This window comes from Alicyclobacillus macrosporangiidus CPP55, assembly GCF_000702485.1.
In the GTDB taxonomy this organism is placed as follows: Bacteria; Bacillota; Bacilli; order Alicyclobacillales; family Alicyclobacillaceae; genus Alicyclobacillus_H; species Alicyclobacillus_H macrosporangiidus_B.
The window spans coordinates 181,100-193,805 of sequence record NZ_JNIL01000001.1 but is presented as its reverse complement, the minus strand read 5'-3'; the positions used below and the strand labels follow the sequence as shown (position 1 = coordinate 193,805).

The 12,706-nt window shown below is 68.8% G+C and carries 11 protein-coding genes and 1 pseudogene; 2 read left to right on the top strand and 10 right to left on the bottom strand.

All coding sequences use genetic code 11. From position 1 onward, the window contains the following. Positions 1-139: 139 nt before the first annotated feature. Positions 140-631: a hypothetical protein gene (locus N687_RS0101015; RefSeq protein ID WP_029420093.1), complete on the bottom strand. Its 492-nt coding sequence runs from the start codon at positions 629-631 to the stop codon at positions 140-142. A 137-nt stretch (positions 632-768) separates the two neighbouring features. On the opposite strand from N687_RS0101015, the gene N687_RS24290 reads away from it, so the two are divergent. Then, the gene (locus N687_RS24290) at positions 769-930 is read left to right on the top strand and encodes a hypothetical protein (protein ID WP_175511511.1); all 162 of its coding nucleotides are present in this window, start codon (positions 769-771) and stop codon (positions 928-930) included. Here the strand turns inward: N687_RS24290 and N687_RS20515 are convergent. The 9 genes from N687_RS20515 to hemA form a co-directional block, all read right to left on the bottom strand. Continuing rightward, complete coding sequence (locus tag N687_RS20515) at positions 927-2,330, bottom strand: phosphotransferase (RefSeq protein WP_035461979.1); 1,404 nt, start codon at positions 2,328-2,330, stop codon at positions 927-929. The two genes, N687_RS24290 and N687_RS20515, sit on opposite strands and share 4 nt — an antisense overlap. Beyond that, positions 2,314-3,348, bottom strand: a complete 1,035-nt coding sequence (locus tag N687_RS0101000) for a hypothetical protein (RefSeq protein WP_029420092.1) — start codon at positions 3,346-3,348, stop codon at positions 2,314-2,316. The genes N687_RS20515 and N687_RS0101000 overlap by 17 nt, the downstream gene beginning before the upstream one ends. Before the next feature lie 12 nt (positions 3,349-3,360). Further along, entirely contained in the window at positions 3,361-4,911 is a 1,551-nt protein-coding gene (locus tag N687_RS0100995) for a LysM peptidoglycan-binding domain-containing protein (RefSeq protein ID WP_029420091.1), read from the bottom strand. A 407-nt stretch (positions 4,912-5,318) separates the two neighbouring features. Beyond that, positions 5,319-6,614, bottom strand: coding sequence for a glutamate-1-semialdehyde 2,1-aminomutase (gene hemL, locus N687_RS0100990; RefSeq protein WP_029420090.1), 1,296 nt, complete (start codon positions 6,612-6,614; stop codon positions 5,319-5,321). A 12-nt stretch (positions 6,615-6,626) separates the two neighbouring features. Continuing rightward, positions 6,627-7,604 carry a porphobilinogen synthase gene (gene hemB, locus N687_RS0100985; RefSeq protein WP_029420089.1) on the bottom strand — a complete coding sequence of 326 codons (978 nt, stop codon included), beginning with the start codon at positions 7,602-7,604 and terminating at the stop codon, positions 6,627-6,629. Next, positions 7,601-8,443, bottom strand: a complete 843-nt coding sequence (locus tag N687_RS0100980) for a uroporphyrinogen-III synthase (protein WP_029420088.1) — start codon at positions 8,441-8,443, stop codon at positions 7,601-7,603. The genes hemB and N687_RS0100980 overlap by 4 nt, the downstream gene beginning before the upstream one ends. A gap of 27 nt (positions 8,444-8,470) precedes the next feature. Further along, entirely contained in the window at positions 8,471-9,403 is a 933-nt protein-coding gene (gene hemC, locus N687_RS0100975; protein WP_035461977.1) for a hydroxymethylbilane synthase, read from the bottom strand. A 36-nt stretch (positions 9,404-9,439) separates the two neighbouring features. After that, the gene (locus tag N687_RS0100970; protein WP_029420086.1) at positions 9,440-10,249 is read right to left on the bottom strand and encodes a cytochrome C assembly family protein; all 810 of its coding nucleotides are present in this window, start codon (positions 10,247-10,249) and stop codon (positions 9,440-9,442) included. A 9-nt stretch (positions 10,250-10,258) separates the two neighbouring features. Next, positions 10,259-11,677, bottom strand: coding sequence for a glutamyl-tRNA reductase (hemA, locus tag N687_RS0100965; RefSeq protein WP_051662841.1), 1,419 nt, complete (start codon positions 11,675-11,677; stop codon positions 10,259-10,261). Between the two features lie 196 nt (positions 11,678-11,873). On the opposite strand from hemA, the pseudogene N687_RS22720 reads away from it, so the two are divergent. Further along, a pseudogene (locus tag N687_RS22720) lies at positions 11,874-12,701 on the top strand (DMT family transporter); the annotation flags it as partial. Positions 12,702-12,706 lie beyond the last annotated feature (5 nt).

The following is a 12,706-nucleotide window of genomic DNA, read 5'->3' as shown; positions in this document are numbered from 1 at the left end:
CTGACGAGCCCCGGTCGCCCTACTCCTTCTCCTTCATTGCCTTTTGTCCGCGGCGCGCGGCCTGGAAACGCCACGCGGCCGTTGGCTGCATTAGCTTTCATTTTATCGGGCCGCCCTCGGTGCTGTCAAGCGCGGAACCTCAGCGGCGTTTCTTCCTTTTCTTCTTGCTGTGGACCCGCCTGCGCACCGGTTCGTCCTTCATGCGCTCCGCCCGCCGCTTGGCCTCCAGTTCCGCCCGTTTGCGGTCCGACCACTGCGTAAGTCGCAGGTAGATGAACGCCATCGCGAAACTGAACACCAGGTACAGGGCGTTGAGCTCCACGTACACCCCCAGCTGGTGGGTCGCCGCGGCCGTCTGCCAACCCCGCTCAACGAAGGCCTCCAGGGCCAGGTTGATGAGGAACGTGACGGCGATGGCGACAAAGGCGTTGGCCAGCCTGCGCTCCTGCGCGCGCGGGATGATCACGTAGGAGACAATCAGCATGGCCAAGAGCATGCTTTGCGAGATGGGATAGTGGTTCGGGACAAAATAATAGGCCGCCACCTGCAGGACGACCACCACCGCGATGGTCCACGCCATCAAGCGCCAGTGCCAGCCCCGCCACACCCCCGGAGTCGTTGGTGCGTTCATGCAGACCTCCATCCGTCCAGCCGGACGCCGAAGTTCAACAATCTTTGTCCATCTTACCAAGTTCGGCTCCGGTTGTCACCGGCCCAACCCACGCATATACATGAATCGACGACAAGTGGGAATGGGGGGAGGTCGCGGTGGGCTTTTTCTACGCGCTCGCGCGGTTCGTGAAACTGCTCCTCGCCATCGCCATCTTTCTGCTCTTTCTGCGCGCCATCCTATGGCCGAGCGCGCTCGATCTGTTCGTTCTGCTGATCCTGTTCATCGTCTTCGTTACGCTGTTCCTCGGCGCTCCCTAGGCTTCAGGTGGTCTTGATCCCCGCCACAGGCCGGCCGGGTGGCCCTCGTCGCCTAGGTTGACGCCGCCCGGACCTGCACCACCCCCGCGCCTGCGCCCGCGCCGGGACCGCTTCGGCTTGCGGCCGCCTTCCGGCTTCTTGCCGGACGGCGAAGGCGGTCGCGGCGCCTCCTGTGATCCCAGCGGCCCAGGATCCGAACGGGCGGAGTCGAGGACATGGCCGGACGCTTCCCGCCCGCCGTCGGCGGCGCCATCCCCGTCGGCTGCGCCGCTCGACCCGCCAGCATCCTCCTCCACCTCGACGGGCACCTCCATCCTCAAATGCTGCACAGGTACCCGTTTGCCCGCATCCCCCGCGTCCGCGCCTTCCGCCAAAGCCCAGTGTGGGGAACGTGCCAACACTTCGTTGACGGCCGCTTGGCGCGGTTCCTCCAGCTCCAACGACGACTCCAAGGCATCCATGTACTCGTCCTCATCCCAGGCCCGGGCGCGGTGCATGTACCAGAGCACCACCTGAACACTGCGCAACGGCGCGGACAGGAGAGCCGCGAGCGCAAACCGCTCGCTCTCTGCCAGCGGCCGAACCGCCTCGTAGGCGGCCAACGCGCGCGCCAACACGTCCCCGCTCCACGCATGCGCCGGCAGATACCGGTGGAGAAACATCGCCAGGTCCTCCACAGGCGGACCGGGATGCATGCGGTCGTAGTCCAGCACACACCACTGGTTCCCGGTGTACACCAAACTCTGGCGGACAAATCGGCCGTGGCAGGTGCGCCCCTCCGCCCGGGACACAGCGTGCAGCGATTCGTAGTCCGCTTCTGCGCACGCCGCCAGGGCGAAGCGCAGCCGTTCCGCCAAGTCCCGGCGGCAGGCCGCATACAGCCGCGCGAACGATCCCGCGGCAGACGACGGTTCCTGATCCCGCTCGAGTTCCGGCAGGGCCGCCGCCAGCCGATCGGGCAGGGACCGCGCCTCCGGCTGCCAGGCCACCGTCTGGCCGAACGCCGACATCGCCACGTGCCAACGGGCGAGTTCGCCGGCGCAAGCGGCCAGGTCCGTGACTTTGCCCGCGTCCGGATCCCGCCCCGACACCCAGGCGGTCAGGTAGTACAGTCCAGTCTCGTGGATCACGAACGGATCGCCGTAGCGGTTGCGGATGAACCGCGGCACGCCCGGAAGCCCCTGGGCCGCCGCGTGCTCGGCGCCAAGAAACACGTAGCGGAGCCGGTCCACCGGCATGTGCACCCGCTTCAGCAGGCGCGCCCCGGAGGCGGTCCGCAGTTTCACCCCGCCACGGGCCGCCCGCGCGTGCACCGGGATCAACCCGTACTCGTCGAGTACCTCTTCATCCATCCCGCAGGCGCGCAGCACTTCGGACACCGGTTCAGGTTGCGGCGCCAACCTCATCCCCCCCAATGCGTCCCAACAGGGCCTGTGCGGCCTGGTCGTGCCGTGCGGCTACACGCTCCCATCCGGAAGGCAGGCCGGTCGCCCCGCGCGCTGCACGCCAGGTGCGCAGCCATTGCACCGCGTGGTGCGGAAACGCGGCAAATGCCCGGACCATGTCCGCCTCGTCGGCGTCCAGTGCCGCCTCGGCGCGATACGCAGACAGCGCCTCCGCCACGCCGCCCGCGTGACCGGCCAAGCACACCTCGTGGCACAAGGTCGCCAGGTCGAACAGGCGCGCGTCGGCCACCGGATCGACCCACTGCACCGTGGCGATCCGCCCGCCTGGGGTCCGGACGAGCGTCTGCAGCCGGTAACCGTTCCATGCGATCTCCCGCCGGCGCGCCGCTTCCCCGGCGCGCTCCCCGTACCCCGACCGTTCGAGGGCGGCCACCGCGCGGTCCGCCGTCTCGGCCCAGCGATCCAACCAGACGGCCCACGCCCGCCCGCCGGAGGCAGGGCCGGAGACAGAGACGGCGCCGGGACGGTCCCCGGCCAACAGCCGTTCAGCCGCCAAGGCATCGCGTCCGGCGCGCAGGCGGTCGAGCCAGTTCCCTCGCCGTGTGGGCAGGTCACTCAGATCCGGGTGCGCGCCCGCCCCGTCGAGCGCCCGGTGCAGGCGGGCCAAATTCCTCGCCGCCAGGTCCACGTCGTGAGGCATGGGCTGCAGCGGACTCCCCATGAAGACATCCACCAGCATGAACGCGCTCCCGTCCGCCATCCGGACCCACCGCTCCAGGTAGAGCGTCGCGAGGGGGCGCTGCGTCCGCCGAAACCCTCGCTCGGCACAGACGTCGGTGACGGCGGTGCGCCAGCGGGCGGCGGCGGCGCTGAGCCGCCTCGCCTCGTAGCACCGGCCGCCGCTATCGATCCGCACCCGTCCCGGTTCCATCGGCGTCCACCGCTCCGCCGGTACGTCGTAGTGCGCCAGACCATTCCTTGCCCACATCAGGTCCGCTTCTTCTTCCGGCACGGGCACCGCCCCTCAACGGACGCCCACCGGCACCGGCACGAGAAGGCACTGGCCGGCGTAGACCGTGTCCGACGTCAGGCGGTTGACGCGCATCAACTCGGCGGTCGTCACGCCTAATCGTTCGGCGACCGACTCGAGGCTCTCGTCCTCCATGACGATGGCGAACCGCAGGGTATACGTTCGCTCCGGCGCATTGAAATCGACGAACGACCACAGGCTGTTGTCGACCGTCGGCACGGCCTCTCCGCGATCCGGGCCGGAGGCGTCCGACCGGGCATCCACGGGGCTTTGGGACTGGGCAGAAGGAGATTCTGCCAGCGGTGAGCTTTGGGCTTCGGGCGGTGCGCCATAGGACACCGGTGTCTGGACGAACCCGGCCGTCGCTTGGAACCCGCTGTCCGAAAACCCGCGGGACGGCACGAATCGCTCCTCCTGCACCGGGGACCCCGCGCCCGCGGCCTCGTGGAGATCGTCCGGCGGCAACTGATGCTCGAATTCCATCTCAGTCCATGGCCGATCGAGGAACCCGTCGTCCGGAGTCCAGCCCGAGCCGGAAGCGTCCTCCGCTGGTGCGGATCTGGACACCTCAGGCCACGGCTCCGGAGAACGAAAGGACGCCTCTGGCTCGGGCCATGCGTCCGCTTCCGTGTCCGCGCGCGGAGCCTCCTGGTCCTCCCGGTCGTCCACCGCGAGGGCTTCTTCCGGATCGCCTGCGTCACCTGCGTCCTGCGCCATCGTCGCGCCGCCGTCCATCAGCCGGTCGAACCCGACCAACTGCTCTTTGGCACCCGGCTCCTCGGCAACCCACGCCTCGGCATCGTCTCGTGCGTCCGCGGCATCCGGAGCGACATCCGCCTCATCCCGCACGTCGGACGCATCCGCGGGGCCCACCCCTTGCCGCGCGCCGCTGATGGCTTCCATGGCAGCGTGGGGAGGATCGCCGGCATGGCGCGCGGCACTCTGAAAGTCGTCCGCTCGGCTGCGGCCAACGCCGCGTGCCAGCGCGTACGGTGTGACGTCCGGTCGCGTGTCCCCACCCCCGCTGGCCGGTTCTCCCTGGGCTGCCGCATCTGGCTCCGCGGACGCCGAATCAAAGAAGACGTCACCCGCCTCTTGAGCCCCGCACTGAAAATGGTAGCCCTGCTGGCCGTTTAGGCCGACGATGCTCAGGTCCGCCAGCACCCGCACCCACCCCGGCCCCACCACGTCCAGTTGCCAATGGGTGATGCGGCTGGCGACGTTGACGATGCCCCGCGGCTGCACCTTGACGGGTACCCGCAGCACGAACGGCATCCGGTGATGGACATGCTGCCCGAACGCAGTGTCGCCAAAATCCAGGCTGAACGAATCTTCTTCCGCGGGCGTCTGCGTACCCGGCCGGGTCAGGTAGCCGGCGAAGACGATCGCCCCTTCGAGGACGTACGCGTCTCCAACGCGATGGAACGACGTCACCTCCGTGGCGACCGTCGCGTCCTCGACCCGATCGCCCTCCCGGACGGCGGGAATGAACACCTCCTGATCCACGTTCAGACGGATGACCGGGGCGCGCTCTGTATCGCTCACTTCGTTCCCCTCCCTGTGATCCGCGCCCGCCCGCCCCGGGCATGACGGACGGCCAGGCGCCGGACGGTGCACCAGTTCACTGTATGACTGTATGCCCGGCCTCCAGGCATTATGTAGGGGATGGGGCGCATCGCTCCGCTTCTGCTTCGCAAGCCGCTCCGCGATGCACCCCATCCCCCTCGTCCGCTATGACGGAACGCCCACACAGTTACGAAACGCCCATGCAGTGGAATGATTTGAAATCCGTCTTCCACCAAACCTGCAAACACAGCGACCAGGTAATCATCCAGTGGAGCGCCTAAACCGACGACAAATGCCATGACAACGCCAAGTTGGTCGCTGTCATGGCATTTTTCTTACCGTACATCCCCTTCCATGAGGATGGGGCGGGGCGCCCCGACCCACCCTCAGACGACCTCCGCCATCGCCCGCTCGATGGCCTCCTCGGTCTGCGCCAGCTCGCGCTCCGTGTGCACCGCCGACAAGAATCCGGCTTCCAGCTGGGAGGGCGCCAGCGATACGCCGTTTTTCAGCATCGCGTGGAAGAACCGGGCGTAGCGGCCCGCGTCCGACGACGACGCTTCCGCCAAGCTGCGCACCGGTCCGTCGTGGAAGAACAGGCCGAACATGCCCCCGATGGCGTGGCCGTACACGGGAACACCGCGCCGCTGGCCGGCCGCCGTGAACGCCGCCACGATCCGCCGGCCGAACGCCTCCAACCGCTCGTACAAGGCCGGTCCCGCCTCCTCCAGCATCTCGAGTGAGCGCAGCCCGGCCGCCATGGCGAGCGGATTGCCCGACAGGGTCCCCGCCTGGTACATCGGGCCGTCCGGCGCCACGAGCGCCATGATGTCCCGGCGGCCGCCGTACGCGCCCACCGGCAACCCGGCGCCGATCACCTTGCCGAGGGTCGTCAGGTCCGGCGTGATCTCAAATCGCGCCTGTGCACCGCCGAGGGCCACCCGAAATCCGGTCATCACCTCGTCAAAGATCAGGAGCGCGCCGTACGCCTGGGTGACCTCGCGCAGGGTCTGCAAGAAACCCGGCTCCGGCAGGATGCAGCCCATGTTGCCCGCGACCGGTTCGACGATCACGGCGGCGATGTCCTCCCCGCGGCGCGCGAACAGCGCCCGTACCGCCTCCGCGTCGTTGTACGGAAGCGTCAGCGTCGTCTCGGCCGTCGCCCGCGGCACGCCGGGGCTGTTGGGCAGGCCGAACGTGGCCACGCCGGAGCCCGCCTTCACCAACAGGCTGTCGGCGTGGCCGTGATACCCGCCCTCAAACTTGACGATGCAATCGCGAGACGTGTACGCCCGGGCGAGCCGCAGGGCGCTCATCGTCGCCTCGGTGCCGCTGTTGACCATCCGCACCACTTCGATACTCGGGATCAGCTGCGTGACCTTTTCGGCCATCCGCGTCTCCAGTTCCGTGGGCACGCCGAAGCTGGTGCCGCGGCGGGCGGCCGAAACCACCGCCGCCACGATTTCCGGATGCGCGTGGCCCCAGATGAGCGGTCCCCACGACAACAGGTAGTCGACGTAACGGTTCCCGTCGATGTCATACAGGTACGGGCCTTCACCGTGACTGGCGAAGAACGGTGTGCCTCCGACCGCCTTGAACGCCCGCACCGGGCTGTTGACCCCGCCCGGCATCACCCGTCTGGCGGCCGCGAATGCCGCGTCCGATTTGTCGTACACGTCCACCCCTCCGTCCGCTTACGCCCGCTCGCGCAGCCAGCGGGCCATGTCCTTGGCGTGGTAGGTGATGATGAAATCCGCACCGGCGCGCTTGAACGACGTCAGCATTTCCTCCACCACGGCCCGCTCGTCAATCCAGCCCCGGGCAGCGGCCGCCTTGACCATGCTGTACTCGCCGCTGACGTTGTAGGTCGCCACGGGGACTTCGCACACCTCGCGCACCGCACGCGTGACGTCCATGTACGAGAGAGCCGGCTTGACCATCAGCATGTCGGCGCCTTCTTCGAGGTCCGTCAGGGCTTCCTTCACCGCCTCGCGGACGTTGGCCGGGTCCATCTGGTATGTCTTGCGGTCCCCGAAGGCCGGTGCCGAATGGGCCGCCTCGCGGAACGGGCCGTAGAACGCGGAGGCGTACTTCACCGCGTAGGAGAGGATGGCCACGTCCGTCAACCCGTTCTCATCCAGGCGCTCCCGGATGGCCGCCACACGGCCGTCCATCATGTCGGACGGCGCCACCACGTCGGCACCCGCCTGGGCGTGGGACAGGGCCGTCTGCGCAATCAGATCCAAGCTCTCGTCGTTGACGATCTTCCCGTCGCGCACGAGACCGCAGTGCCCCGCGGGGTTGTACTGGCACAGGCACACGTCGGTGATCACGACCAAATCCGGGTTTTCCTCCTTGGCGGCGCGCACCGCCTCCTGCACCACGCCGTGCTCGTCGTACGCACTGTGGCTGAGTTCGTCTTTCTCCAGCGGAACCCCGAACAACAGCAGCGCCGGGATGCCGAGCTCGGAAACCTCCGCCACCTCGCGCCGGAACGCGTCCAGCCCGAAGTGGTAGACGCCCGGCATCGCCGAGATCTCCTCTTTCCCGCGCAAACCCTCCTGAACGAACACCGGGTACACCAAATCGTCCACCGCAACGCGGTGCTCGCGCACCATCCGCCGCAAATTCGCCGACGCCCGCAGGCGCCGGTGGCGTCGAAATGCGGTCATGTCCTCTCCCCCTCTTCATCCCGTTGGGGCTTGTGGTGGCTCCGCGCCGCCGCCAGGGCGGCGAGCGCCTCCGCAACTCCGTCGTCGTGGCTCGCCGGGGCCAACCATACGTCGGCCAGCCCCGCCTCGCGCGCCGCGCGGGCGGTCGTGGGCCCCACGCACACAAACGCTGCCTTCCGACCCGATTCTAGCAAAAGCGGCTGAAGCTGGCGAATCCAGGCGCGCACCGCCGACGGACTGTACAGAGTGACGGCCAGTTGAGGAGACGCCGCCAACAGGCGCCGCCACGCGGCCACGTCCGCCACGGCCTCCCGCGTTCGATAGGCGCACACGGCCGTCACGTCGACACCCGCCTCGGCCAATCGCGCGGAAAAGTTCGGATCCGCCAGCTCCCCGTGGATGTACAGCACTCGCAGATGCCGCCCGGCCCAACGCCGGGCCAAGACGTCCGCCAGGTCCGCGCCCGTCCGCACTCCTTCGGGCACCTCGGCCACCAGGCCGGCTCGGCCCAATGCCGTGGCGGAAGCCCGCCCGACGGCGTAGCACGCCACAGGTCGCGGCGCCTCGGTGCGCCCCTCGGCCTCAAGCGCCTCTGCGAGGGCACGCGCGGCGTTGGCCGACGTGATCACGAGCGCGTCCCAGTCGTTCCAGCGCCGGATGGCGGGAAGGAGCCGGTCCGGGAACCGGTCGATGGCGAGCAAGGGTGCCAGCCACGCCCGTCCGCCGAGGGCCTCCACCTTTCGGGCCAATGCCTCGCCCTGTCCCTCCGGGCGGGTGATCGCGACGGTCCATTCCTGCAGCGGCAGGCCGCCTGGGCCGCCGCGTTCACCGCCCGGCACGGCTCGCTCCTCCACTGGCAAGTTGATTCACCGTCCCGCCGGCGCGGCCGACGCCGAAGTCTCCAAGAGGCGGTCTGCCCCTTGCGCGCGCAGTGATTCCGCCACCGTCCGGCCCACCTGTTCCGGGTCAGCGCCCTGCGCCTCCGCCCGCAGCACCTCGCTTCCGTCCGCCGACGCCACCAGGCCCGTCAAGGCCACACCGCCCGCCACCGGCCGCGCATGACCCGCGATGGGCACCTGGCAGCCGCCGTCCAGCGCCGCCAACAGCGCCCGCTCCGCCAGGGCCGCCGCGGTGGCGGCAGGATCGGCGATCGCAGCGAGCAACGACAGGACGCGCTCGTCGCCCGACCGGCACTCGATGCCGAGCAGCCCCTGGCCGATGGCGGGCAGACACACGGTCACATCCAGGTACTCGGTGATGCGCCCCGCCCAGCCCATCCGATGCAAGCCAGCCGCCGCCAGGACAATCGCGTCCAAACCCTCGGTCTCCAGTTTGCGCAGGCGCGTGTCGATGTTGCCGCGCAGCGGTTCGAACGCCAGATCCGGGCGCAGGGCCTTCAACTGGGCGACCCGGCGCAGGCTCGACGTGCCCACGCGCGCCCCGGCGGGCAGTTCCGCCAACCGGCCGCCCGTGCGGGTGATGACCGCATCCCTGGGGTCCTCGCGCGCCGGAACCGCACCGATGGTCATCCCCTCGGCCAAGACGGCGGGGACGTCCTTCAGGCTGTGGACCGCGATATCCGCCTCCCCGCGCGCCAGGCACGCCTCCACCTCGGACACGAACAGACCCTTGCCGCCGACCTTCGACAGGGCGACGTCGAGGATGCGATCCCCGCGGGTCACTACCGGTACCACCTCGCACTGAAGGCCCGGATGCGCCCGCTCCAGGCGCTCCATCACCCACCGGGTTTGTTGCAGGGCCAGCGCGCTCTGGCGCGAGGCCACACGAATCGTCTCCACCTGTTCTCCACCTCTTCTCCGGGCGCCGTCGCGCCCTCACACGTGGTGGAACAGCGAAAAGCTGCCCACCACCAACAGATTGGCGATCACGGCCGTAAAGCACAGCAGATTGTATCCGACGAGGCGCGGCCCGCTCCAACCGGACCGCGCCCGCAGCAACGGGGAGATGCCGTACATCCCCCACAGCACGGTGGTCGAGAACAGCTTCGGATCCAGGTACACGAACCGCCCGACGGTCAACTTGCCCCAGATGGTCCCAAGCACCATGGCGACCAGCAAGAGCGGCAACCCGAGCACGATGGACCGGTAGGCGAGCCGATCCAGCTTGTCCAGCGGGGGCGAGCGAAAATGCCACCGATTCCAACGCTTGGCCCTCAGCAGGCGATGCTCCACCAGGTACATCAGCGAGAATACGAAAGCGAAGGCGAAGGCCGTGTAGCTGAGGAGCGCGAACCCGATGTGCAAGTACAACAGGTCGCCCTCCGGCGCCGTGTACACCGCCCCCATCGGCCGGAAGACCGCGAAGGCGGCCATTCCGAACCCGGTGAGGTTGGCGACGAACAGCACCAGGTCGACGCGGAAAAAGGCGTCGAGGACCAGCGTCACCGCCAGGATCAGCCACGCGACCAGCGACAGGGCATCAAACGACGTCAGGACCGGTACAGTCCCCAAGGCCTGCAGCCGGTCCAGGAAAAATACGGTCTCCAAGACGAACGACGCGAACAGCATCCCCAGGGCGGTGCGGTTCAGGGCGCGCCTGGGGTGGACGGCGTCCAGAAAGAACAACACCACGGAGAGGGCGTACAGCGCCACGAAGGTATCGTAGAGGATGCGTCCGGTCAGCATCGAGATCGCCTACCGATAAGCGGGTTGCAGCGTCCCCGGCGGGTCGGCGTCGCGGCCGCGCCCGTCCCGCCGCAGCGCCTCGCGCCAATGGCGCACCAGTTCCGGCAGGCCGCCTCCGGCCGCGTCGCAGGCCTCCGGCCACAGGGAAGCGTCCCGGTGGCGGCGCAGATCGGCCTCAGAGATGCCGAACACCTGTGCGAAGACCTCGAGGTGTGCACCACCGCCCTCCGCAATCGCCAGCTCCTTCATGTTCTTCACCGGATCCCGCAGCAGCTGGTTGACGATGCTCATGGTGTGCTTGTGCAATAATTCCCGCTCGCGATCGCTCAGGTCCGGCAATTTCCGCGTGAGGCTCTCCATGACGGAGGCCTGGATGGCCTCACCCTTCTCCCTTACCGCGGCGATGAGCGGCACCACTTCCTGCTCCGCCAGCCAGCGTCCGTACTCGCGCAGCGCGTCCAGGATCATCCGCTCCACGTCCCGGGCGAGCCGCTCCCGCTCCGCCAAGTTGGCCGCCACGACCCCTTCCAAATCGTCGATGTCGTACAGATACACCTGCCCGAGGGCGCCGACCGCCGGGTCGATATCGCGAGGGACGGCGATGTCCACCATCACCACCGGCCGCCGCCCTCGCCGGGCCAGGGCCCGCCCGGCCAATGCGGTGTCGATCACGAAGCCCTGCGCGCCCGTCGAGCTGATGACCACATCGGCGCGGGCCAGGCCGTCCTCCATCGCCTCCCACGGCAGCGGCGACGCGCCAAATTCCCGCGACAGCGCCTCGGCGCGCGCGAGCGTGCGGTTGCACACCTCCATCGCCGCGATCCCGGCGGCGAACAGGTGCTGCGCGGTCAGCCGGCTCATCTTCCCCGCGCCGACCACCAGCACGCGCTTGCCCGTGAGATCGCCGAACACCTTGCGGACCAGCTGAACGGCCGCGTAGCTGACCGACACCGGGTTCTGCCCGATACCCGCCTCCGCCTGCGCCCGCTTTCCCACCTGGATGGCCCGCCGGAACAGCTGGTTTAAAAGCGCCCCGGTGTTTCCCGCGTCCGCGGCGGCCAGGTACGCGTCGCGAACCTGGCCGAGGATCTGCGTCTCCCCGAGGACGAGCGAGTCCAGGCCGCACGCCACCCGCATCAGGTGCCGCGCGGCCTCCTGATCCTCGTGAAGATATAGGTGCCGGCCTGCCTCCGCTCCGCCGCGGCGGGCGAACCAGGTCCTCAGGTAATCCTCGCCGGCGCGCGACGAGGTGACCACGGCGTACACTTCCGTCCGGTTGCAGGTGGACAGCACCACGCTCTCCAACACCGTTCGCGTGCGGCGCATCGCCGCAAGGGTCTCCGCAAGTTCTCCCTCCGGCACGCTCACCCGTTCCCGGACCTCCACCGGTGCGGTCTTGTGGTTCAAGCCTGCGACGACGATGTGCACCCCTGTCACCTCCTGCGCGCCCCCGGCGCATCCGTTCGTCCATTTCGACCGTCATTATATCACACCGGCATTGTCAAAACCTTGAACGATCCGTGCACCGGCAGGCACCCGATATGCCGGCGCCTGCGCCCGCCGTCCGAAGGGCAGGCCTCGCCGGCCGTTGACGCGCCGAGCGGCCGGTGTGTACACTGGCAGCATGATTACGACACCGTATGCGCAAGTGCCGCGCCGGCGGCTTCGATCCCGCTGGACGGCGAACTTCATCCTTTTGACGGTGACGCTCGTGTGGGGCGCCACTTTCACCCTCACCAAGGACGCCATCGCGCAGGTGCCTGTATTCTGGTTCCTCGCCGCCCGCTTTTGGGTCGCGAGCGCGGCCTTGCTGGCCATCGTCTTCGCGACGCCTCATGCCCGCCGGGCACTCGGCCGCCCCGAGACGTGGCGGCGCGGTCTGTGGCTCGGCGTGCTCCTGTTCGGCACCTACGCCCTGCAGACCTTCGGGCTCGCCACCACCACCCCCGCCACCGCCGGCTTTCTCACCGGCTTGAACGTGGTGCTGGTCCCGATCCTCGCGTATCCGCTGCTCGGGGTGCGCCCCAGTTGGCGCACCGGGTCGGCCGCGGTGCTGGCCGCCGCCGGGCTGGGACTGCTCTGCGGATTTCAGGGCACCGGGTGGTCCGGGGGAGACCTGTTGGTGCTCCTGTGTGCGGTGTGCGTCGCTCTGCAGGTGGTGGAGACAGAGCGGTGGGGCCAGGACGTCGACCCGCTGGCCCTGTCCGCCATCGAGGTGTGGGGATTGACCTTCGGCTGCACGGCGGCGGCCCTCTGGGAACCGTGGCCCGGGTTGGCACAGCTGACCGCGCCGGGTGTATGGCAAGCCATCTTGATCTGCGCCATCCCCGGAACCGCCCTCGCCTACTGGGCGCAGACGGCGTTTCAACAGCACACCAGCTCTGCCCAGACGGCCATCATCTTTTCCATGGAGCCCGTCTTCGCCGCGGCCATCGGCTGGGCGGCCCGTGGCGACCG

Coding starts and splice junctions, on each gene's coding strand:
- hemB (WP_029420089.1), bottom strand. CDS start 7,604: ATGACCGCATTTCGACGCCACCGGCGCCTGCGGGCGTCGGCGAATTTG.
- N687_RS0101015 (WP_029420093.1), bottom strand. CDS start 631: ATGAACGCACCAACGACTCCGGGGGTGTGGCGGGGCTGGCACTGGCGC.
- N687_RS0100970 (WP_029420086.1), bottom strand. CDS start 10,249: ATGCTGACCGGACGCATCCTCTACGATACCTTCGTGGCGCTGTACGCC.